Below are 21,691 nucleotides of genomic sequence, written 5' to 3'. Positions count from 1 at the left end.
CACCAACCATGTGCTGATTTCAACCAGGAAACCGGGAAATTTCTGACGTGTTTCTTGGCCCGGTTCGGCGCAGTGCGATCGTCTTAAGCCTTTTTAGGTAAAACCACCGTAAACAGCGTGCCGTCGTTCTGGTTGGAAGTGACGTCGATGGTGCCACCGTGTGCATCCACCACTTCCTTGACGATGAACAGGCCCAAGCCAAGGCTTGTGGACGGCGCGCCAAGCTCTTCATCGGAACTGCGGACCAGCGGGTCGAATATCGTCATGATTGCGTCTTCGGGAATCGGAACGCCGAAGTTGTGCACCGTAATACGCACCGCATCAGGTTCGCCACTGAGCCTGACGGTCACATCCCGTTTGTTCGAACCGTGCTGCAGCGCGTTGCCGATCAGATTTTGCAGCAGTTGACTGAGCCGTCCGCCGTCCCACACGCCTTGTGTATCGCCCTCTATCTGAATCGTCGGGTCGCACTCGGGATTACCGGCACAGGCTTCGGCAATTGCTGCGCGCGCGCTGTCCGCCAGGTCCATCGGCACGGGTTCGATGGGCAGGCTCTTGCCCAATCGGCTGCGAACCAGCTCCAGCAGGTCACTGACCATCACCGCCATGTGCCTTGCGCCACGCTTGATATTGTTTGCGCAGGCCAGTGCATCGCCTTCGAGTGTGGTTTTGCGCATCAAGAGTTCGGCGGACATGCTCACGGCCTGCAATGGGGCGCGCAAATCATGGCCGAGGATCGCGAGAAAGATATCTCGCGAACGATTGACCTGCTCGGCATAGGCCGCCGTGGATTCGGCAAGCGCTTCGTCGATGGCCTCGTTGAAGCGGATCATGTCCTGGAAATAAGCCAGGTCCGGTAACTCCAGGCTTTTGACCCACAAGCGGATAACGCACGCGCGCAGGTGGCGAAATTCACTGGTCATCTGTACCAGGTCAAACCCTACCGTATGGCGCAACTCGCCATGACTGGCGCCGGCTTCGACCAGGCTTGGAGTTTTTTCCGGGCCTTCACCCTTGGCCTTGGCGAGCTGTTCGCTGGCGGTTTGGGCGGTGGTCATGTCTCGCGCCGCGGCCAGCAAAATCTCCTTGGCGTGGTCACGTAGCGCTACCCGCGCCATGTTGTCTGCCGCAGGGGTGATGGATTTGGCGAACTGTTCCCATTCATCGACGATACGGTCTACGTGCTGCCTGATGAAGTCCGATAAGCGCATGGCTCATTACCTGGCTGGAAAGTCAGGGCATCTTAGCCCCTTTGTGCTCGGGTAAAAACTACTGCTGACAGCCCCGTTCATGTTTGTGCGCTGTCGGGGCAGTAATTAATTATATTTTAGATTTTGAAGTTCGATAAGGGTTTCGTTTTATGAGTGTTTTATCTTCGGTTATTTAATCTTTTATATTTTCAGGTATTCAATAAGCTGGTGGCTCTTATTGTCGCGCATGGATGATTGCGAAATGAATGGGTCTGATGAAAATGTTCACCTGCAGTACTTGGTCAGTAAAATACCGACGCCGTTAAAAGGCGCGCCTTTGTCAAGGTTAGTTTCAATGGCCAATAAAGAGACCTCGGTTCCTGACTGGTATGTCAACGCACGCCGTATTGATCGTCAGTATTTAAAACAACTCAGCAGTGAACGCTGGCGACTGCAAGACACATTGGATGGCACGCTTGCAGACTTGCAAAAGGATATCGGTGAGTTTGCTGAACCCTTGCTTGTTCAGGCATTGGAACAACAATTGAGTCTGAAGCTTGACGTTAATAAAGTATTGATCAAACTTTATATTCCCTCGCCCTTGGGGCTTGGAATTGATAATAACGCCAGTCGAGTCAGGCAGTCGACACTGCTGCAAGCTGCGCTGCACAACTTCGAAGATTCTGAAACCCGGGAGGGAGCCTATCGTGATGGCTCCGGAATCTTCGTGGTCGATGCGCAAGGGGCACTGGAGCGCCATTCGTTAACCGTCGCTGCATTTGCAACGTTGTGTCGGCAGCTGGACTTGGGCGCACAGTATCATCGCCATGTTATCGGGTTGCTGAAACCTGCAGACACTGATGCCAGACAGTCAGTTGCGCGGCACTTCAGTGACGCCGAGAAGGCAGCGTTCAGTGAGTCGGCATTGATCGCGCACTTGAAGGGTGATGTATCCGCGCACGCATACGGTAAATTAAAGCAACTGAGCGACAACCAGCAAGATATAACGTTGGGTGGTCGTCCGTTACTTGCTCATCGGTTGTCGCTCTTGGGGGTGAAGCTCACAGGTATTGTGTTATTCAGTGCTGTTGCGGATCCAACCTATATTAAAAGGATCTACGATAGCCTGATTCCAGTGCACCAGCGTTTGATGATGGCGTGGTCACGGCAATTGGCAATACTCCCCGGACAAGAGTTTGATCAATTCAAAATTCTGCAGGGCTTTTTTGCCAATGGCCCCGGCAGCGTTGTTGAAGACATGCTGCGCAGAGACGATGAATACAAGCAATCACGTCTTGATGGAAAGTTGATCGCTTACGTGCCTGACGACCCTGATCATCCCCTCAAGGAGTACGACTCTTTTACCGACTTTATGAAGGAACTCACCCGCCAACTTCGTCTATCGGATTATCAACAGTTTTTCAGTCGTTTTGTGCCGCAAAAAGACAAGGGCCACTTTTTTTCACGCGTACGGGAGCGCTTTACAACGTTCACCTGGCAGCAACGCGAACCCCTGGATATGGGGCCGTGGTGGCGTGAAACCTCAGTGGAGAATCCCGACGCCCAGCCGATTACAGTCCCGATAGAGGGCGACCTCTGGTGGCAAATCAGTCAGTGGCGGTGCAACAAGGCGATCGCCGATGCGCGACAAATTGCCGTGCCTACAGGCGATGAAGATGCAAACGCCCGATGGGCGCGACTCAGCAGTTACGCGAACATTGGCTGGAATGTGTTTATTTTCGGCGCAATGTTGGTGCCTGGCGTGGGGGACGCGGTACTCGGCATTATGGTCGGACAAATGATGTTCGAGGCCATGGAGGGCGTCGAAGACTGGAGTAGAGGCGACAAAGAGGAAGCGGCTGGCCATCTATGCGGCGTGCTGATCAATTTTGCCCAACTGGCAATCATGGCGGCAGGGCACGTATTACCCGCCGGTGCTGCAGCCGTCCGGCCTTCGACTTTTGTCGACCAACTGAAACCGGTTGAACGTGCCGATGGCACAGTCAGCCTCTGGAACCCTGACCTGAGTCCCTACGAGCACACAATGTCTGCGGGCCGCCAATACCTGCCCAATGAGCGAGGTCTACTGCTTAATAACGATCAAGAGTTGCTCTCGCTTGACGGCAAGTATTTCTCTGTAAAAGACGATCCACACACCGGGCAATCCCGGGCCCTGCACCCGGACCGGCCGAATGCCTATCAACCAAAGCTTGCACATAATGGAGCTGGAACGTGGTACACCGAACTCGACCGCCCGATCGAGTGGGACAAGACAGCGCTCATGCGACGTCTGGGAATGATGGTGGATGCGTTCGATGATGCGACGCTCGAGCAGATACGCATCGTCAGTGGTGTAGAAGAGAACCTGCTACGCAGGCTGCACGTTGAAAGTGAAGCGCCACCGGCCTTGTTGATCGACACGATCAGCCGGTTCAAGGCAAGGGCGCAAACGGGGAAATTGCCAGAGAGCGTTCCATCGTCCTCTGCCAATGCCTCGGCAGCGGTGCTTCAGGACGCTTACGCGCAATTACCCACCCCTATTGCCGAAGAGCTGCTGGCTAACGCTGAAGCGGGCGACGTGCAAATACTTGCCGAGCATAAGCGTATTCCGTTACAGCTACGGCAGCAGGTGCGTGCAGCCTTGCTCGAGGTCCGTGTGGCCCGAGCCTATGAAGGACTTTTCCTCGATGCGCTGCAAGCCCCCGATACCGAGCGGCTGGCGCTGCATTCCTTGCAAGCACTGCCGAACTGGCCGAGCGATGTGCGCATCGAGATTCGCGAGCATTCCTTCACCGGTCGCTTGCGTGACGCAATCGGCCCGCAAGACGCGCAGGTGCAAAAAGTGCTGGTCAGCACAGAGGGGCATTACGAAGCGCGGGATGCAGCCGATCATCATCTTCACGGCCCTGACAACCTCTTTGCTTCTGTCTTGCACGCCTTGCCTGATGAAGAGCGTCAAGCGCTGGGTTATGAAATCAATCAAGCCGCGACCTTGCGACAAGCAGTTCAACGCGCGCCACTGACACGCAACACGTTCAAGCCAATGCTTGCGGAAAACCCGTTGCAAAAGCCGATCTATGATCCGCTGACCATGCGTTTACGCGGAGGTGTGCGCGGTTATCCGCAGATTTCATACAGCAGTGAGGTGTTTGGTCGACGGGTCAGCTCCCTGTATCCAGCGTTCACTGCAGAGCAGGTTGATGAGCTATTGAGTGGATTCGGCAGTCAGGCCGACCATCGCTTGAAACTATTGGAAGCGGAGTTCAGTTCTATGTGCCGCTCTTTTGAGCGGTGGGTGAATTCACCCACGGCTGCGTTTCGTTTAAGCCCGAGGGGCGTTGCACAGTGGAACTCAAGAAACACGCTGTACCGCAGGTTCAGGCAATGCTGGCAGCGCACCGGCCCAAGAGGTAGCGACGCTACGGGCATCACTCACCCGCAAAGGCTTGATCTGAGTGGTTTACACATGGACCAGCACTTGGCTGGAATGCCTGAACTCAGGGCCAATTTTGACCATGTGACGTTACTCGACATGTCTGATGCTAAGTTGCTCGATAGCCAGCAGGACTTCCTCAAGTCCTTTCGGAACCTGCGCAGCCTTACCTTGGCGAAAAATCTTTTAACGAGCATCCCCGAGGCCATCACTGATATGCCGTTTCTTATCGATCTGATGCTTGACGACAATCAGATACGGTTAACGGACGTGGGAGTCGCGCGACTGAAGTCAATGACTCAACTAAGGTCGTTGCGCTTGAGTAACAACCCGCTCGGGTTGGCCCCGGATATCAGCCGAATGCCTTACATGCAAGCCCTGACACTGGACAGCACCGGTCTCGATAGTTGGCCCACGGGTTTGTTTGCCCAGCCGCGCCCGCGCAGTATTTATCTGAATCTTCGCTACAACCCAATCACGCGAATTCCGCAGGTGGCGCCGGGTTCCTTTCGGGCCGAGTTGCTCGCTCGGACATTCTTGAGCCGCGAGCCGCGGTGGATGTCTGCGCAGAATCTTGCACAGCTCAAGGACTACATCGAGTCCGTGGGCATGGAGCCGGACCGGCCTTATCCCCCAAGAGGCATGCTGGACAGTGCGGATTGGGTGGGGGATCTCTCTCAGGACGAATGGAATGCCAAGCAAGAGGCGTGGGATACCGTTGAAGACGAATTCGACTCCGTGCCTTTTTTCAATGAAATCAGGAAATTGACCCAGTCAGCCGATTTCGGGGCGCAGGACACTACGTATCGATACCAACTCTCCTCCAAGGTCTGGCGCATGCTTGCAGCGATGGAAAGGGACACCGAATTGCGAGAGTCCATTTTCGCCCAAGCGGTAGTAGCCACCGAGTGTGCTGATGGTGGTACGCAATTGTTCAACGCCATGGGCTTTCAGGTGTTGGTTCATGAGGCTTACGGTTTGATCAACCCAGCGCTTGTGGAGGCCGAACTGGTGACGCTGGCCCAAGGTAAATCACGGCTGAATGAGCTCGGCAGCATCGCGCGTCGTCGTGTAGCTGAACGTTTGAATGCCGGAGAAGCATTCCGGTATGTTGATGGTATGGGCCTCGTAGTCGGGACGATTGACGAGGTAGAGGTTCACCTGGCGTACATGACTGATTTGGCCGCGCGTCTGGATTTACCGTGGCAATCGCGGGGCATGCTGTTCAGAAAAATGGCCGGTGTCAGCAAGGTGATGATAGAGGCGGCTTTTGTGCGAGTACTTGCACTGGAGCAAGGCGAGTTGCTTGCCGATCTGATTCTCGAACAACCGTTCTGGGAGACCTACCTCGAAGAGGCTTACCGCCGTGAATTCAACGACCTCAAGCTGAGCCTCGAAGACGCTGACGAGATGGAGCAGTTTGCCGCAATCAAAGCCCTGTCTAAAACCTTGACGCAACAAGCCATTGATCGTGCCCGACTGCAAAGAGTTGAAATACCCTTTACCGTCGAGCCTCCCCGTTGAGCGCTGGCTGCGCTGGTCACTTCAAAACAGGAAGTAGCGCTGCGCCATGGGCAGTACATCGGCAGGTTCGCACCACAACAAAACACCGTCGGCCTTGACCTGATAAGTCTGCGGGTCGACGTCGATGTCTGGCAGATAGTCGTTGTGAATCAGGTCGGTTTTTTGCACTGACCGACAGCCTTTGACCACGGCAATCTTCTTCTTCAAACCCAGGGCTTCCGGCAGCCCTGCCTCTTGAGCAGCCTGGCTGATAAAAGTCAGGCTGGTGGCGTGCAGCGAGCCACCGTAGCTTGCAAACATCGGACGGTAGTGCACGGGTTGTGGCGTGGGTATCGAGGCGTTGGCATCACCCATCAGGCTGGCCGCAATGGCGCCACCCTTGAGAATCAGCGTCGGTTTTACGCCAAAGAATGCCGGGCGCCAGAGCACTAGATCGGCCCATTTACCCACCTCTACCGAGCCCACTTCATGGCTGATGCCGTGAGTGATCGCCGGGTTGATGGTGTACTTGGCGATGTAGCGCTTGGCGCGGAAATTATCGTTGCCCTCACCGTCACCGGGCAGAGCGCCGCGTTGTTTTTTCATCTTGTCGGCGGTCTGCCAGGTGCGTGTGATGACTTCTCCGACGCGGCCCATGGCCTGGCTGTCGGAGCTGATCATCGAGAACGCGCCGAGGTCGTGCAGGATGTCTTCGGCGGCAATGGTTTCGCGGCGGATACGGCTTTCGGCGAAGGCCACGTCTTCGGCAATGCTCGGGTCCAGGTGATGACACACCATCAGCATGTCGAGGTGTTCATCAATGGTGTTTCGGGTAAAGGGCCGCGTCGGGTTGGTGGAACTCGGCAACACGTTGGCAAAGCCGCAAGCCTTGATGATGTCCGGCGCATGACCGCCACCCGCACCTTCGGTGTGATAGGTGTGGATAGTGCGGCCCTTGAAGGCGGCGAGGGTGGTTTCAACGAAACCGGACTCGTTGAGCGTGTCGGTGTGGATGGCGACTTGAACATCGTATTGATCGGCAACGCTCAGGCAATTGTCGATGCTCGCCGGCGTGGTGCCCCAGTCTTCGTGCAACTTGAGACCGATGGCGCCAGCCTTGACCTGTTCGATCAACGGTTCCGGCAGGCTGGCGTTGCCCTTGCCGGTGAGGCCGATGTTCATCGCGAATGCATCGGCGGCCTGTAGCATGCGCGCCAGGTGCCACGGGCCCGAAGTGCAGGTGGTGGCATTGGTGCCGGTGGCCGGGCCGGTGCCGCCACCAATCATGGTGGTGATGCCGCTCATCAGTGCTTCTTCGATCTGCTGCGGGCAGATGAAGTGAATGTGGGTATCGATGCCGCCTGCGGTAAGGATCATGCCTTCGCCGGCGATGACCTCGGTGCTGGCTCCGATAGCCATGGTGACATTCGGTTGTACGTCCGGGTTGCCGGCCTTGCCGATGCCTGCAACGCGACCGTCCTTGAGGCCTACATCGGCTTTGACGATGCCCCAGTGGTCGATAATCAAGGCATTGGTGATGACGGTATCGACGACCTCGGCGGCCAGCAATTGACTCTGGCCCTGGCCGTCGCGAATGACTTTGCCGCCACCGAATTTTACTTCTTCGCCATAGGTGGTGAAGTCTTGTTCAACTTCGACCCACAGTTCGGTGTCGGCCAAGCGTACCTTGTCGCCGACGGTTGGACCGAACATGTCAGCGTAGGCTTGACGGGAGATTTTCATTGCAATTCCTTGCACAAATTTAACGTGGTGAGGGGATTTATCCCCTCACCACAGAGTTCTGCTTGTCTGAAGATCATCTAAGTGAACAGCATTACCCGACACAGGGGACGATCAGTCGAGCTCGCCCATGATCCGCCCGGCAAACCCGAACACCCGTCGATGCCCGGCCAGGTCTACCAGTTCCACTTCGCGGCTTTGACCGGGTTCGAAGCGCACGGCGGTACCGGCCGCAATGTTCAGGCGCATGCCACGGCTGGCGCTGCGGTCGAAGGTCAAGGCGTCGTTGGTTTCGAAAAAGTGATAATGCGAGCCGACCTGAATCGGTCGATCCCCGCTGTTAGCCACCTTCAGGCTGAGGGTGCGGCGGCCGACGTTGAGCTCGATGTCGCCAGGCTGGATCTGGTATTCACCGGGAATCATCAATGCGCTCCTTGGAGAATCTTGTAGTAGAGGGCGGTGGGTTTGTAGTGCCCGCTCGGGTCGCAGGCGTAGTCGGGAATTTGCCCGGCGCAGGTGTAACCCAGCGCTTTGTAAAAGTCTTCGGCGGGTGAGCCGGCCTCGGTGTCGAGGTAAAGCATGCCGCGTTTGTATTGACGGGCGGCAAGCTCCAGGGCACTCATCAGTTGTTGGCCCAGGCCACGCCGCCGCGCCTGTTCGCGCACCAGCAGTTTCTGTACTTCGGCACGGTTCATACCATTGGCTTTCTGGCACAGCGTCAGTTGTACGCTGGCCTGCACCTGTTCATCCTTGACCACCACCCACAGCAGCACGTCACCCTTGTTCAGGTTCTCCTGAACCTCATCAAAATAGGCGCGAGCCTGAGCGGCATCCAGGTCGGCCATGAAGCCGACGCTGGCGCCATAGCCGACAGCGTCCAGCAACAATTCGATCAAACCCTGGCGGTAGTGCGCGAAGCTTTCAACATTGACGCGACGCAATTGGGCGGCGTTCATCAGCAGTTACTCCTGCTGGGCGGGCGGAGGCTCCGCGCCAGGATTAAGGGTCAGTTGCATGAACGTCAGGTCCAGCCAATGCCCGAATTTTGTACCCACTTGGGGCATCTGCCCGGTGATCACGAAACCGGCTCGCTCATGCAGGCGTATTGAAGCGGCATTGCCGCTTTCGATGGCCGCGACCATGACGTGCTTGTCGCAACCCTTGGCGCGTTCGATCAGCGCCGTCATCAATTGTGGGCCCAGGCCATTGCCACGCTGGTTGCTGCGCACATAAACCGAGTGTTCAACGGTGTGGCGGAAACCATCAAACGGCCGCCAGTCACCAAATGAAGCGTAGCCCAGCACGCCGTTATCGCCGTCAACGATCACCAGCACCGGATAACCTTGAGACTGCCTGGCGCTGTACCAGGCCTGGCGATTGCCCAAGTCCACCGGTTGTTCGTTCCAGATCGCGGTGGTGTTCAGCACGGCGTCGTTGTAGATGTCACGTATTGCCGGCAGGTCGGCGTGCACCGCGTCACGGATGTCATAAGTCATGGCGCGTCCTCAGGCGATGGGTTGATGAACGGTGACCAGTTTGGTGCCGTCCGGGAACGTCGCCTCCACCTGGATTTCCGGGATCATTTCCGGGATGCCTTCCATCACTTGTTCACGGCTGAGCAGCGTGGTGCCAAAGTGCATCAAGTCGGCCACGGTCTTGCCGTCACGTGCGCCTTCAAGCAGGGCCGCGGAAATGTACGCCATGGCTTCCGGGTAATTGAGTTTCACGCCGCGCGCCAAACGCCGTTCGGCGACGAGGCCGGCGGTGAAGATCAGCAACTTGTCTTTTTCGCGTGGGGTCAGGTCCATCGTAAAAATCCATTGTCGGCAGATAAAAAAGTATTCGGATCAGTGAATATGTTCGTTGTGGGCTTGGGCCTGCTTGCGAAAGTGGTCTGTCAGCCAACATTGATGCTGACTGACACAACGCCATCGCGAGCAGGCTCGATCGCACATCTGAACGTGTTTCAGGTGCTCCATATTCTTGGGGCCACGGCTTCTCGGCCCAACAATGCAGGCCTGAGCAACCGCCATAAATCAATCATCCAGCCTCGCGCCAACAGCGCTTCACTGGCCAGGCAGCGGGCCACCAAAAGGCCCGGCAATTGGGTCAGGTCTCCACGCACATCATTGGGCAGCGACCTGCACTTTTCCAGTAATTCGCTTTCGATTTCGCCGGTCACCAACAACGTCGCAAACACCGGTTGGCCGTCCAGCCCGATGGGTGAATCCAGCAGTCCGTCATTCCCGACAATGCGCTGGCGTTCGTGCCAGATCAACTGGCCGTCGCGGCGAATGTCCAGTTGCGCCTGAAAATGCCCGAGGTCAAAGCGCTCACCACTGGCCGGACGTCCCAGCGCCACAACGTCCCAATAAAACAAACGGGCGTCGCCCTCAAGGTCAATTGCGGTACTGAGTTCGGCGTGTGCAGCGCTGAAAATAATCGTCTCTTGCGGCACCCACTCAAGCGTTGCACCCGCCGCCACTTTCAGCGCCAGCGTTTGAAACGCCGGCCCCGCCGCGCGATACCACTTGGCGGCGCCCGGACTGGTAATTTGCGCCCACGCAGCCGGGCCGACGTTGACCGAGATGTCCAGCCGATCACCTCCGGCAATCCCGCCTGGCGGATGCACGATGATGTGCTGGCAAACTTCAGGGCCTTCGGCATACAGATGTTTTTGCACCCGCAACGGACCCTTATGGCGTCGCTGGACCGGGCGTGTCGTGTCGCTGAATCGCGCATAGCCCAACTCCAGCTCGGCGTGCCAACTGGGGGTGAAGAGGGCAGTGGGAATAGGTGAATTCATATTTTCCAATAATCGTCTGTGCTGCAGATCAGACCGTAACCTTAGATAGTAACCAGCCCGCGCACACCCTCGGCTTCCATATTTTCGCCACGCCCCTGCTGCACGATCTCGCCTCGTGACATCACCAGGTACTGATCGGCCAGTTCGGCGGCGAAATCGTAGAACTGCTCGACCAGCAAAATTGCCATGTCACCACGCGCCGCAAGTTTTTTGATCACGGCGCCGATCTCTTTGATCACCGACGGCTGGATGCCTTCGGTGGGCTCATCAAGAATCAGCAGGCGTGGACGGCTGGCCAATGCACGGCCAATTGCCAATTGCTGTTGTTGACCACCGGACAAGTCACCGCCGCGACGTTGCTTCATTTGCAGCAGCACCGGGAACAACTCATAGATGAACGCCGGCACTTCCTTGGCGTCGGCGCCGGGGAAACGCGACAGGCCCATCAGCAGGTTTTCTTCAACGGTCAGCCGACCGAATATCTCACGGCCCTGAGGCACGTAGGCGATCCCGGCGTGTACCCGTTGATGCGGCTTGAAGGTGGTAATCGGTTTGCCTTCCCAGTTCACCGCGCCTTCTTTGGCCGGCAACAAGCCCATCAGGCACTTGAGCAGCGTGGTTTTACCAACGCCGTTACGCCCGAGCAGGCACGTGACTTCGCCGACCTTCACCTCAAACGTCAGGCCTCGCAGGATGTGGCTACCGCCGTAATATTGGTGCAGCTTGTCGACTTGAAGCATGTCTTGATTCCTTAGATTTCAACCAGAGCCCTGTGGGAGCTGGCCTGCCAGCGATGGGGGCGGCACATCCAGCATTGATGTTGTCTAAACAGCTCCCACAGTGACCGTGTTTGCAGGTCTAGCGACCGAGGTACACCTCGATCACGCGCTCGTTGTCCTGCACCTGCGCCAGTGACCCTTCGGCCAGCACACTGCCTTGGTGCAACACGGTTACGTGGTCGGCGATGGAGCCGACGAAGCCCATGTCGTGTTCCACCACCATCAGCGAATGCTTGCCGGCGAGGCTCTTGAACAACTCGGCGGTAAACTCGGTTTCAGCGTCGGTCATGCCGGCTACCGGCTCGTCGAGCAACAGCAATTGCGGGTCCTGCATCAACAGCATGCCAATCTCCAGAAACTGCTTCTGGCCGTGGGATAACAATCCCGCCGGGCGATTGACCGAGGCGCTCAGGCGTATGGTTTCCAGCACCTCGGCGATGCGATCTTGCTGTTCACCGCTTAGCCGCGCACGCAGGCTGGCCCACACCGACTTGTCGGTTTTCTGCGCCAGTTCGAGGTTTTCAAACACGCTCAAGGCTTCGAACACGGTGGGCTTCTGAAACTTGCGACCGATGCCGGCCTGGGCGATTTGCACCTCGCTCATGGACGTCAGGTCCAGGGTTTCGCCGAACCAGGCTTTGCCGTGACTGGGACGGGTCTTGCCGGTGATGACGTCCATCAGCGTGGTTTTGCCTGCGCCGTTGGGGCCGATGATGCAGCGCAGTTCACCGACGCCGATGTACAGGTTCAGATCGTTCAAAGCCTTGAACCCATCGAAGCTGACGCTGATGTCTTCCAGCGTGAGGAGGGTCCCGTGACGGGTGTCCAGGCCTGGCGTAACACGTTGCCCAAGTCCGATGACGTCGCGACTGCTGCCGGCATCCTTGTTGGGTTCAGGTGGGAAAAACACCGGTTCGAGCATGAATTCGGCCGTGGCAGTCACTCTCATTGTTCGCCCCTTTTTTTCAGCAAACCGATCACGCCCTTCGGCAGATACAAGGTCACAACGATGAACAGCGCGCCCAGGAAGAACAGCCAGTATTCCGGGAAAGCGACGGTGAACCAGCTCTTCATGCCGTTGACCACACCCGCGCCGAGCAGCGGGCCGATCAGTGTTCCGCGACCGCCCAAGGCTACCCAGACGGCCGCTTCAATGGAGTTGGTCGGCGACATTTCGCTGGGGTTGATGATCCCCACTTGTGGCACATACAGCGCGCCGGCCAAGCCGCACAACACCGCACTCAAGACCCAGACGAATAGCTTGAAACCGCGTGGGTCGTAGCCGCAGAACATCAGGCGGTTTTCTGCATCGCGCAGCGCCGTCAGCACTCGGCCGAACTTGCTTTGCGCCAGCCGCCAGCCGATAAACAGGCTGGCTACCAGCAACACCACGGTGGCGAAAAACAACACGGCGCGTGTGCCGGGTTCGGTGATGCCGAAGCCGAGAATGGTGCGAAAGTTGGTAAAGCCGTTATTGCCACCAAACCCGGTTTCGTTGCGGAAAAACAGCAACATGCCGGCGAACGTCAGCGCTTGGGTCATGATCGAGAAATACACGCCTTTGATCCGCGAGCGGAAGGCGAAGAACCCGAACACCAGCGCCAGTAGCCCGGGAGCCAATACCACCAGGCACATCGACCAGATGAAGCTGCTGGTTCCCGTCCAGTACCACGGCAACTCGGTCCACGAGAGAAATGTCATGAACGCCGGCAGTTCATCCCCGGAGGCCTGGCGCATCAGGTACATGCCCATCGCGTAACCACCGAGGGCGAAAAACAGTCCGTGGCCCAGCGACAGAAGGCCGGCGTAGCCCCACACCAGGTCAAGTGCCAGGGCAACAATGGCGTAGCACAGAATCTTGCCCACCAGCGTCAAGGTGTACGCCGAGACATGCAGTGTGCTGTCGGGCGCGAGCAGCGACAGCAACGGCAGCGCCAGCAACAGCACAAGAATCACCGCGCCGACTGCAATCGTGATTTTGGGGCCGGCCTTTTGCGTGGCCGTGAGCATCAGAGGCTGATTCATCAGTCGATCACCCGTCCTTTCAGTGCGAAGAGGCCTTGCGGACGCTTCTGGATGAACAGAATGATCAGCGCCAGGATCAGGATTTTGCCGAGTACCGCGCCGATCTGCGGTTCGAGAATTTTGTTGGCGATGCCCAGCCCGAAAGCGGCCATCACGCTACCGGCCAACTGACCGACACCGCCGAGTACCACCACCAGGAACGAATCAATGATGTAGCTCTGGCCGAGGTCCGGCCCCACGTTGCCGATCTGGCTCAGGGCGACGCCGCCGAGCCCGGCAATGCCTGAGCCGAGGCCGAAAGCGAGCATGTCGACACGCCCGGTGGGCACGCCGCAGCAGGCTGCCATGTTGCGGTTTTGGGTGACGGCGCGAACGTTCAGGCCCAGGCGCGTCTTGTTCAGCAGCAGCCAGGTGAGTACGACAACGAACAGCGCGAAAGCGATGATCACAATGCGGTTGTACGGCAGCACCAGATTGGGCAGCACTTGAATGCCGCCCGACAACCATTCGGGGTTTGCCACTTCAACGTTCTGCGCGCCGAAGATCAGGCGCACTAACTGGATCAGCATCAGGCTGATGCCCCACGTGGCGAGCAATGTTTCCAACGGGCGGCCGTAAAGATGACGGATGACCGTACGCTCCAGCGCCATGCCAATGCAGGCAGTGACAAAAAACGCGACCGGCAACGCAATCAGTGGGTAGAACTCAATGGCCTGCGGTGCGAAGCGCTGGAACATCAGTTGCACCACATACGTCGAGTACGCGCCGAGCATCAGCATCTCGCCATGGGCCATGTTGATCACGCCGAGCAGACCAAAGGTAATGGCAAGGCCCAGTGCCGCCAGCAGCAGGATCGAGCCCAGTGACATGCCACTGAACGCTTCTCCGAGAATTTCGCCGATCAGTAGTTTGCGTTTGACCTGGGCAAGGCTGGTTTCGGCGGCAGTGCGTACGCCAGCGTCGGCTTCGACGCCGGGCGCGAGCAAACTTTCCAAGCGTGTGCGCGCCAGTGGGTCGCCGGTTTCGCCGAGTAGACGCACTGCGGCCAGACGTACCGCCGGGGCGGTATCCACCAATTGCAGGTTGGCCAGCGCCAGGCTGAGGGCGGCATGCACGGACGGGTCTTTTTCGCCAGCCAACTGCTGGTCGAGGAATTTCAGCTGCGCCGGTTTGGCACTTTTTTGCAATTGTTGCGCGGCAGCGAGGCGGACTTTGGCGTCGGCGGCGAGCAATTGATGGCTGGCCAGCGCGGTGTCGATCAAACCCCGCAGGCGATTGTTCAGGCGCAAGGTTTTAGGTTGACCATCGACGGTCAATTCACCTTGTTGCAAGGCATTGATCAATTCGATGCGCGCCGGCTCGGGCTGCGCGGCCCAGGTTTCCAGGAGCTTGGCTTGCTGCATGGGATTGGCCGCAACGAAATCTTCGGCATCACCGGCATAAGCAGCCATCGGCAGTAAAAATGCGATGGCGAGAAATAGGCGGTAAAGGGCAGTGGGCATAGAGAGTCGCCTTGACGCGGACATTGTGGGAGCGAGCTGTGTGGTGAGGGGATTTATCCCCGATGGGGCGCGAAGCGGCCCCAATAATGGGGGCCGCTGGGCAGCCCTTCGGGGATGAATCCCCTCGCCACAAAAACCCTTCCAACAGATATATGTGTCGGACCAGAAAATCAGACCCCGACACCCAGTGGCTTAGTTGCTCTTCACTGCATAATCCGGCTTCTTGTCGTTACCCGCGATGAACGGGCTCCAGGGCTGGGCACGGATCGGCCCTTCGGTCTGCCATACCACGTTGAACTGACCGTCGGCCTGAATCTCGCCGATCATCACAGGCTTGTGCAGGTGATGGTTGGTCTTGTCCATGGTCAGCGTGTAACCGGACGGCGCGGCGAAAGTCTGGCCCGCCAAGGCTTCGCGGACTTTGTCGACGTCGGTGGACTTGGCTTTCTCAACCGCTTGCGCCCACATGTGGATGCCGACGTAGGTGGCTTCCATCGGGTCATTGGTTACCGCTTTGTCAGCGCCCGGCAGGTTGTGTTTCTTCGCGTAGGCTTTCCAGTCAGCAACGAACTTGGTGTTAACCGGGTTCTGCACCGATTCAAAATAGTTCCACGCCGCGAGGTTGCCCACCAACGGCTTGGTGTCGATGCCGCGCAACTCTTCTTCGCCGACCGAGAACGCCACAACCGGCACGTCGGTCGCTTTCAAACCCTGGTTGGCCAGTTCTTTATAGAACGGTACGTTGGAGTCGCCGTTGACGGTGGAGATCACTGCTGTCTTGCCACCGGCCGAGAATTTTTTGATGTTGGCCACGATGGTTTGATAGTCGCTGTGACCGAACGGGGTGTAGACCTCTTCGATGTCCTTGTCCGCCACGCCTTTGGAGTGCAGGAACGAGCGCAGGATTTTGTTGGTGGTGCGCGGGTAAACGTAGTCGGTGCCCAAGAGGAAGTAGCGTTTGGCGCTGCCACCTTCTTCGCTCATCAGGTATTCAACCGCTGGAATCGCCTGTTGGTTAGGCGCAGCGCCGGTGTAGAAAACGTTGGGCGACATTTCTTCGCCTTCGTATTGCACCGGGTAGAACAGCAAGCCGTTCAGTTCTTCGAACACCGGCAATACCGATTTACGCGACACCGAGGTCCAGCAGCCAAACACGACCGCTACCTTGTCTTGCGTCAGCAACTGACGGCCCTTTTCAGCGAACAGCGGCCAGTTGGAGGCCGGGTCGACGACGACCGGTTCGAGCATCTTGCCGTTCACGCCACCCTTGGCGTTGATTTCGTCGATGGTCATCAACGCCATGTCTTTAAGCGACGTTTCGGAGATCGCCATGGTGCCGGACAACGAGTGCAGAATACCGACCTTGATGGTTTCGGCAGCCTGGACAGTCCAGGTCATGCCCATCGCGGCGATAGATGCCGTGAGTGTGAAAGCCTTGATCAAACTGCGACGCTTCATTGTGCGATCTCCATCAACATTGAATTTTTTTTGGTTGGCAGATGCGGACTACTGAAGGGTCATTAGCAAGGGCTGTGCCTGGTCGGCAAAACGTAAGGAAATGTCGCTTTAGAGCGGTTGCGCCGGTCAGCGGCGCACCATGAAGGGACGAGGTCGGGGCAGTGGTGCGTCGTGGTGCGCTACATTGGGGCGCACGGGTTTTTGCAAGAGGTGGCTCAGCGGCGGCGCATCAGGCCAATGAAGAACAGTCCGCCAATGGCCGCGGTGGCGACGCCAATGGGTAAATCTTCGGGGGCGATCAAGGTGCGTGCTGCAACATCCACCCACACCAGGAAGACACTCCCGAGCAGCACGCACACCGGCAATAACCTGCGGTGTTCCGCGCCGACCAGTCGCCGCGCGATGTGCGGCACCATCAGCCCGACAAAACCGATAGAGCCGCTGATTGAAACCAGTACGCCGGTCATCAACGAGGCAATCAGAAATACCCGCAAACGAACGGTGCGCGCATTCAAACCCAAGGTCACAGCGGTTTGTTCGCCAGCCATCAGTGCGTTGAGGGGCCGCGCCATTCCCAGCAGCAAAACCAACCCGAGCAACACACTGGCAGCGGGCACAGCGAGTAATTCCCAACGCGCTAACCCGAGTCCGCCGAGCATCCAGAACATGACTGCCGAACTCGCACGGTGATCGCCCATGAACAGCAGCAGGTTGGCGATCGCCATCATCACAAACGATACCGCCACGCCGCACAGCAGCAAGCGATCACTGTCGAGCCGGCCATTGCGGTTGGCGATCATCAGCACAATCAACATGCTCAATAACGCGCCGATGAACGCTGCAATGGGCAACGTCAGCAAGCCAACGATTTCGCCGACATGCAGCACCACGATCACCGCGCCAAGGGTGGCGCCGGACGTCACGCCCAGCAAGTGCGGATCGGCCAGCGGATTGCGCGTGACCGCTTGCAGCACGGCGCCGATCAACGCCAGGCCAGCGCCCACCAACGCGCCGAGCAACATGCGCGGTACGCGAATCAGCCAGACGATGTGTTCCTGCCCCGGCGTCCAGCTCACCTCGCCAATACCGAGTGTCTTGTGCAGCACTATCCGCCACACCACGTCCACCGGTACTCGCGCCGGTCCGAAACCCAGCGACACCACGCACGAAACCAGCAGCAACGCGCCGAGGGCCACCAGCAACAAGGCGTATCGACGGTTGATCATTCGCCGTGGAAACCTTTGGCCAGGGTTTCGACGGCCAGCACGTTGTCGATGCCCGGCGTGGCCTGCACGTAAGGAATCACGATGAAGCGCTGGTTCTTGATCGCATCCACCGATTGCAGCGCCTTGTTGTCGAGCAGGAATTGCTCCTTCTGTTCGGCAGTGACTTCGCCGTAGTCGACAATCACGATCACTTGCGGATTGCGCTCGACCACGTTCTCCCAGTTAACGCGAGTCCAGCTCGACTCGACGTCATCCAGGATATTGCGTCCGCCTGCGGCATCGATCAGCGCTTGTGGCATGCCGAGGCGGCCGGAGGTCATGGCACGGTCCTCACCGCTGTCATAGAGGAACACCCGGGGTTTGTCGGCAGGCAGGTTCTTGCGCACCTCGGCGACTTGCGCCTGCATCCCGGCGATCACGGCGTTGGCACGGTCTTGCACGTCGAAGATTTTACCGAGGTTGCGCAGATCGTTGTAAGTGTCATCCAGCGTCGCTGCCGGGCGCTTCATCACGAACGCGCAGGACTCGGTCAACTCGTAGACGTTGATCCCCAACGGTTGAAGTGTTTGCGGCGTCAGGTCACCGCCCACACGCATGCCGTAATCCCAACCGGCGAAGAAGAAATCGACGTTGGCATCAAGCAGGGTTTCCACCGATGGGTATTTCGCCGCCAACTCTGGCAAGCCATCGAGCAAGGACTGCATGTCGGGCGTGACCGACTTCCATCCGGTCACACCGCTGTAGCCTGCCATCTGCGATTTCAAGCCGAGGGCGAGCATCATCTGGGTCATGTTGATGTCATGGCTGACCGCGTGTTTCGGTGCCTGCTTGAAAGTCACCTCGCGGTTGCAGCTTTGAATCGTCAGCGGGTAATGAGTGGCCTCGGCAAACGCCTGGGCGCTGCCCGACAGCAGCGCGAAACAGAGACTGGCACGCAGCAGGGAACGCAAAGTCATGGTTGGGTTATCCAGGTGATTCGTGGGTAGCCGTGCAGGGGATGTTCATCGATCAGTGCTGCAACGCCGAATACATCGCGTAACAATGACTCGGTCAACACTTGCTTGGGCGTGCCGCTGGCGACGATGCGACCGTGATTGATCACGTACAACCGGTCGCAAAAAGCCGCCGCAAGATTGAGGTCGTGGATGCTTGCGAGGGTGCCGATGTTTAGCTGTTTGACCCCTCGCAACAGCTCGAGCTGATAGCGCGGGTCGAGGTGATTGGTCGGCTCGTCGAGGATCAACAACTGCGGTTGTTGGGCTAAGGCCCGGGCGAGAATAACGCGCTGTTTTTCACCGCCCGAAAGAGTGGCGAAAGCGTGATCTTCGAAGCCGTCGAGGCCAACCGAGTGCAGCGCTTGCTGCGCGATGTTTCTGTCTTCCAGCGTGTCGCCGTCGAACAAGCCTTTGTGTGGCGTGCGGCCCATGGCCACAACCTCCCGCACGGTCAGGCCAAACGCATCGGGAAACTCCTGCAGCACGACAGCGATGCGTTGAGCACACCAGCGAGAAGAGTGTTTCCAGACGCTTTGATGGTCGAGCATGACCTCGCCACTGGCCGGTTTGCTGAAGCGATAGGCGCACCTCAGCAGGCTGGTTTTGCCACTGCCGTTGGGGCCGATCAACCCGACAAATTCTCCGGCGGCCACGTGCAACGATGCATCACGCAGCTGAAACTGGTGATGACAATGGCCGTGGCCCAAAGGTGTCCAGGCGAGGTTGTTGAGGTTCAGCGAGGTCATGCATTAACTCTGAAATATTCGTTGTGGCCGATGGACCCATCGCGAGCAGGCTCGCTCGCACATTTGATCGTATTCCAATGTGTGAGCAGGTTCGTTCGAGAACGCGGCAGCACGGTTTAAAACTGATAATCAGCAGTGACGAAGAAACAACGAGGTTCGCCGAGAATCCATTGTTGGCCCTCATTGTATTGGCTTTGCGCATACTGGCGATCAAACAGGTTGTTCACCTGCAAGCCCAGCGTCGTATTGCGCAGCGCTTTCCATGACAGCGTGGCGTCGACCACGGTGTAGCTCGGCAGCTCATTCTGGTTGGCCATGTCGGCGTAACGCGCATCGACATAACGCACGCCTGCACCCGCCTTCACGTCATCGTTGATTGCTTTGCTCAGCCACAGGTTTGCGGTGCGCCGCGGTACGTCCACCGGGCGATTACCGTTGCGCGACACCGGAACACCCCCCACGCTTTGTGCAAAGTCGTCGTACTTGGCTTTGACGATGGCGGCATTGGCCTGCAGTTGCCAGGCGTGCGGCAGTTGCAGGTCAAGGCTGGCTTCGAGGCCGTTGGACGATTGCTGGCCAACCTGTTGCTTGAGTGTCGGGCTGCTCGGGTCGTCGGTCAGCAGTTTCTTTTTGACGATCCGATAAGCCGCCAGTGTCCACTCACCGCGTTGGTCCCAGAACATCTGCTTTAGGCCAATCTCGGTTTGTCTGGCGGTGGACAAGTCGTATTGCTGCTGGTTTGGATTGAGGGAAATCAACCCCCCGACACCGTCGGTGCTGGTCGCGTACTGGCCGTAGAACGAAGTGTCTGGTGTGACGGCAAAGACCAGGCCGGCCTTCCAGTTGTTGCCGGTCAGCGTTTTGTCGCTTTGGCTGCCATCGATCAGGTCGTCGCGATCGACATGTACATAGTCACGGCGCACACCGGTCACCAACGACCAGCGCTCGCTCAACTGCGTGCGGTTTTCGGCAAACGCCGACATTTGTTTTGTCGTGGTCTGGAATTGATCGCGATACGGATCGACGCTTTCAAACCGGCCTGATTGCGGGTGGTGCAGGTCAATAGGCTGGCCATCCGGTAATACGTCCTGGAACGGCGAATTGCTGTTGAGCTGAAAACGAATCCGGTTGTAATCGACACCGGTCACGGTCTGGCTGTCGAGGCCCAACAGCGTGTGTTTGAAGGTGAAGGTCTGCCGGTCGCCCACCTGCTCCTGCTGATGGCCGATGCCGTAATACCCGCTGCGGCTGAGCTGCTGGGTGTCGCGGTCGAAGTTGTAGTTCTCGGCGTTCTGCCAGCGGCGTTGTGCCTTGAGGTAATACAGTTCGTTGCTTGAACTGACGTTTTCGGAAATCTGCCAGTCGCTGGTCAGGCGTGTCCATTGATCGTTGTAGTGCTGTTTGTCGTTGCTGATGTTGTAGTTTTTGTCCCGCAGGCCTTCGTGGAAATGGCCATTGATCAGCGGCGTACCGAAGTAGTTCATCGGGCTCTGATCACCGTAATCGTGGGCGAGGGTGAAGCTCAGGTCGTCGTTGGCCTGCCAGCGCAATGCTGCGCTGATGAAGTCGCTGGACGAATCGCCGCGATCCACCCAACCGTTGCTGCGCAGGCGATTGAGGTTCAAACGATAGCTCAGCGTGTCGGTCAGCGAGCCGCCGCTGTCGAAGGCCTGTTGCTGGCTGTCGTATGAACCATATCCAAGGCGAATATGGTTTTCGATCTCGCCGGTGAACGGTTTTTTCGGAATCACGTTGACCACCGCGCCCGTCGCGCCTTCGCCGTACAGCACCGAGGCCGGTCCGCGTAATACATCCACGCGGTCGACCGACCAGGTGTCCACCGGGAACGTCACTGTGCCCATGCCGGTGTACAGGCGATTGCCGTCGTACAACTGCATGACCGAACTTTGACCAGTGAAACCACGCGCCGACAACGACGTGCCACCATCGCCGGGTGTGCCGGTGCGACTGATGCCGGTGCTGCGCGAGACCGCGTCCTGCACGCTGCGATCACCGCGCGCGCGAATTTGCTCGCCGGTCAGGCTTTCGACGCTGGCGGGTGTTTCCAGTGCCGTAAGATTCAGGCGCGAACCGGCGGTGGTTGGCGTCTTGAGACTGACTGTCTGATCGCCAACGGCCTCGGCGGTGATGGTGCCGGTGGGCAGCGTCAACGGTTGCGCATTGGCGTTGTTGTTCATGGCGAGCAGGCAAAGGCCGGACAAGAGGTACTTGTTCATCGGGACGGTGAATCACTTCTTCAAAAGAAAACCCGCAACATCCTGCTGCGG

General features: G+C 58.0%; 17 protein-coding genes. 1 reads left to right on the top strand and 16 read right to left on the bottom strand.

What is annotated here, in order from left to right:
• Nucleotides 1-83: 83 nt before the first annotated feature.
• Complete coding sequence (locus ACQR3R_RS27805) at nt 84-1,211, bottom strand: ATP-binding protein (protein WP_428277440.1); 1,128 nt, start codon at nt 1,209-1,211, stop codon at nt 84-86.
• A gap of 334 nt (nt 1,212-1,545) precedes the next feature.
• Between ACQR3R_RS27805 and ACQR3R_RS27800 the strand changes: the two genes are divergently transcribed.
• On the top strand, nt 1,546-6,147 hold the full coding sequence (locus ACQR3R_RS27800; RefSeq protein WP_428277438.1) for an NEL-type E3 ubiquitin ligase domain-containing protein: 4,602 nt from the start codon (nt 1,546-1,548) through the stop codon (nt 6,145-6,147).
• Nucleotides 6,148-6,168: 21 nt separating this feature from the next.
• On the opposite strand, the gene ureC is transcribed toward ACQR3R_RS27800, so the two are convergent.
• From ureC to ACQR3R_RS27725, 15 genes are all read right to left on the bottom strand, one after another.
• A complete protein-coding gene (ureC, locus tag ACQR3R_RS27795) occupies nt 6,169-7,869 on the bottom strand; it encodes an urease subunit alpha (RefSeq protein WP_428277436.1) in 1,701 nt (566 codons plus the stop codon).
• Between the two features lie 111 nt (nt 7,870-7,980).
• A complete protein-coding gene (locus ACQR3R_RS27790; RefSeq protein ID WP_428277434.1) occupies nt 7,981-8,289 on the bottom strand; it encodes an urease subunit beta in 309 nt (102 codons plus the stop codon).
• A complete protein-coding gene (locus ACQR3R_RS27785) occupies nt 8,289-8,822 on the bottom strand; it encodes a GNAT family N-acetyltransferase (RefSeq protein ID WP_428277432.1) in 534 nt (177 codons plus the stop codon). The genes ACQR3R_RS27790 and ACQR3R_RS27785 overlap by 1 nt, the downstream gene beginning before the upstream one ends.
• 6 nt (nt 8,823-8,828) lie before the next feature.
• The gene (locus ACQR3R_RS27780; RefSeq protein WP_428277430.1) at nt 8,829-9,362 is read right to left on the bottom strand and encodes a GNAT family N-acetyltransferase; all 534 of its coding nucleotides are present in this window, start codon (nt 9,360-9,362) and stop codon (nt 8,829-8,831) included.
• Between the two features lie 9 nt (nt 9,363-9,371).
• Complete coding sequence (locus ACQR3R_RS27775; protein ID WP_428277428.1) at nt 9,372-9,674, bottom strand: urease subunit gamma; 303 nt, start codon at nt 9,672-9,674, stop codon at nt 9,372-9,374.
• Nucleotides 9,675-9,832: 158 nt separating this feature from the next.
• Nucleotides 9,833-10,672, bottom strand: coding sequence for an urease accessory protein UreD (locus ACQR3R_RS27770; RefSeq protein ID WP_428277426.1), 840 nt, complete (start codon nt 10,670-10,672; stop codon nt 9,833-9,835).
• A 41-nt stretch (nt 10,673-10,713) separates the two neighbouring features.
• Nucleotides 10,714-11,412, bottom strand: a complete 699-nt coding sequence (urtE, locus tag ACQR3R_RS27765) for an urea ABC transporter ATP-binding subunit UrtE (protein ID WP_428277424.1) — start codon at nt 11,410-11,412, stop codon at nt 10,714-10,716.
• 118 nt (nt 11,413-11,530) lie between these two features.
• Nucleotides 11,531-12,400, bottom strand: a complete 870-nt coding sequence (urtD, locus tag ACQR3R_RS27760; protein WP_428277422.1) for an urea ABC transporter ATP-binding protein UrtD — start codon at nt 12,398-12,400, stop codon at nt 11,531-11,533.
• Nucleotides 12,397-13,476, bottom strand: coding sequence for an urea ABC transporter permease subunit UrtC (gene urtC / locus ACQR3R_RS27755; RefSeq protein ID WP_428277420.1), 1,080 nt, complete (start codon nt 13,474-13,476; stop codon nt 12,397-12,399). Before urtC ends, urtD begins: the two co-directional genes overlap by 4 nt.
• The gene (gene urtB / locus ACQR3R_RS27750) at nt 13,476-14,978 is read right to left on the bottom strand and encodes an urea ABC transporter permease subunit UrtB (protein WP_428277418.1); all 1,503 of its coding nucleotides are present in this window, start codon (nt 14,976-14,978) and stop codon (nt 13,476-13,478) included. Before urtB ends, urtC begins: the two co-directional genes overlap by 1 nt.
• 192 nt (nt 14,979-15,170) lie before the next feature.
• On the bottom strand, nt 15,171-16,436 hold the full coding sequence (gene urtA, locus ACQR3R_RS27745) for an urea ABC transporter substrate-binding protein (RefSeq protein ID WP_428277416.1): 1,266 nt from the start codon (nt 16,434-16,436) through the stop codon (nt 15,171-15,173).
• A 215-nt stretch (nt 16,437-16,651) separates the two neighbouring features.
• On the bottom strand, nt 16,652-17,662 hold the full coding sequence (locus ACQR3R_RS27740) for an iron chelate uptake ABC transporter family permease subunit (protein ID WP_428277414.1): 1,011 nt from the start codon (nt 17,660-17,662) through the stop codon (nt 16,652-16,654).
• Nucleotides 17,659-18,618, bottom strand: a complete 960-nt coding sequence (locus ACQR3R_RS27735) for an ABC transporter substrate-binding protein (protein WP_428277412.1) — start codon at nt 18,616-18,618, stop codon at nt 17,659-17,661. Before ACQR3R_RS27735 ends, ACQR3R_RS27740 begins: the two co-directional genes overlap by 4 nt.
• Entirely contained in the window at nt 18,615-19,403 is a 789-nt protein-coding gene (locus tag ACQR3R_RS27730; RefSeq protein WP_428277410.1) for an ATP-binding cassette domain-containing protein, read from the bottom strand. Before ACQR3R_RS27730 ends, ACQR3R_RS27735 begins: the two co-directional genes overlap by 4 nt.
• Before the next feature lie 116 nt (nt 19,404-19,519).
• Entirely contained in the window at nt 19,520-21,640 is a 2,121-nt protein-coding gene (locus ACQR3R_RS27725; protein WP_428277408.1) for a TonB-dependent siderophore receptor, read from the bottom strand.
• Nucleotides 21,641-21,691: the final 51 nt, after the last annotated feature.

Source organism: Gordonia sp. IEGM753, from assembly GCF_050321825.1.
Taxonomy (GTDB): domain Bacteria; phylum Pseudomonadota; class Gammaproteobacteria; order Pseudomonadales; family Pseudomonadaceae; genus Aquipseudomonas.
The sequence above is the reverse complement of the archived record's forward strand: the minus strand, read 5'-3'. Positions and strand labels throughout refer to the sequence as shown.

Coding starts and splice junctions, on each gene's coding strand:
- ACQR3R_RS27805 (WP_428277440.1), bottom strand. CDS start 1,211: ATGCGCTTATCGGACTTCATCAGGCAGCACGTAGACCGTATCGTCGAT.
- ACQR3R_RS27800 (WP_428277438.1), top strand. CDS start 1,546: ATGGCCAATAAAGAGACCTCGGTTCCTGACTGGTATGTCAACGCACGC.
- ureC (WP_428277436.1), bottom strand. CDS start 7,869: ATGAAAATCTCCCGTCAAGCCTACGCTGACATGTTCGGTCCAACCGTC.
- ACQR3R_RS27790 (WP_428277434.1), bottom strand. CDS start 8,289: ATGATTCCCGGTGAATACCAGATCCAGCCTGGCGACATCGAGCTCAAC.
- ACQR3R_RS27785 (WP_428277432.1), bottom strand. CDS start 8,822: ATGAACGCCGCCCAATTGCGTCGCGTCAATGTTGAAAGCTTCGCGCAC.
- ACQR3R_RS27780 (WP_428277430.1), bottom strand. CDS start 9,362: ATGACTTATGACATCCGTGACGCGGTGCACGCCGACCTGCCGGCAATA.
- ACQR3R_RS27775 (WP_428277428.1), bottom strand. CDS start 9,674: ATGGACCTGACCCCACGCGAAAAAGACAAGTTGCTGATCTTCACCGCC.
- ACQR3R_RS27770 (WP_428277426.1), bottom strand. CDS start 10,672: ATGAATTCACCTATTCCCACTGCCCTCTTCACCCCCAGTTGGCACGCC.
- urtE (WP_428277424.1), bottom strand. CDS start 11,412: ATGCTTCAAGTCGACAAGCTGCACCAATATTACGGCGGTAGCCACATC.
- urtD (WP_428277422.1), bottom strand. CDS start 12,400: ATGAGAGTGACTGCCACGGCCGAATTCATGCTCGAACCGGTGTTTTTC.
- urtC (WP_428277420.1), bottom strand. CDS start 13,476: ATGAATCAGCCTCTGATGCTCACGGCCACGCAAAAGGCCGGCCCCAAA.
- urtB (WP_428277418.1), bottom strand. CDS start 14,978: ATGCCCACTGCCCTTTACCGCCTATTTCTCGCCATCGCATTTTTACTG.
- urtA (WP_428277416.1), bottom strand. CDS start 16,436: ATGAAGCGTCGCAGTTTGATCAAGGCTTTCACACTCACGGCATCTATC.
- ACQR3R_RS27740 (WP_428277414.1), bottom strand. CDS start 17,662: ATGATCAACCGTCGATACGCCTTGTTGCTGGTGGCCCTCGGCGCGTTG.
- ACQR3R_RS27735 (WP_428277412.1), bottom strand. CDS start 18,618: ATGACTTTGCGTTCCCTGCTGCGTGCCAGTCTCTGTTTCGCGCTGCTG.
- ACQR3R_RS27730 (WP_428277410.1), bottom strand. CDS start 19,403: ATGACCTCGCTGAACCTCAACAACCTCGCCTGGACACCTTTGGGCCAC.
- ACQR3R_RS27725 (WP_428277408.1), bottom strand. CDS start 21,640: ATGAACAAGTACCTCTTGTCCGGCCTTTGCCTGCTCGCCATGAACAAC.